Source organism: Curtobacterium sp. MMLR14_002 (genome assembly GCF_001864975.1).
Taxonomy (GTDB): Bacteria; Actinomycetota; Actinomycetes; order Actinomycetales; family Microbacteriaceae; genus Curtobacterium; species Curtobacterium flaccumfaciens.
The window spans coordinates 1-322 of record NZ_MJGT01000027.1; the positions used below are offsets into that span (position 1 = coordinate 1).

1 protein-coding gene is annotated in these 322 nt (G+C 55.0%); it reads left to right on the forward strand.

Features of this window, described 5'->3' with window-relative positions:
• Window positions 1-322 (forward strand): serine hydrolase (locus tag BIU91_RS03210; RefSeq protein WP_139196853.1); only part of this gene is annotated, 322 nt, incomplete at both ends.

A 322-nucleotide genomic window follows, 5' to 3' on the forward strand; every position in this document is an offset into this window, starting at 1 on the left:
CTGGAGATCTGCTCTGGGTGGACCCCGGTGCCCGTTACAGCCTGGAAGAGCTCAACAGACGCTCTATTGTCGACAGTGACAGCACAGCAACCGACATGTTGATACGTTTTCTTGGCGAGAAATCATTCGGAGAGGATGTGGCACGGCTGGTTCCCGAAGGGCTGGGGCCGATTACCACGATCCTCCAGGTGCGCTACGACGCATACAGGGAAGTTCACCCCAGTGTTTCGGTGCTGACCAATCGTGATTTCATCGATCTGAAAACCGCCCGCACCTACCAGGCGCGGTACGATATGTTGCTGGAAAAACTCAACATTACTGC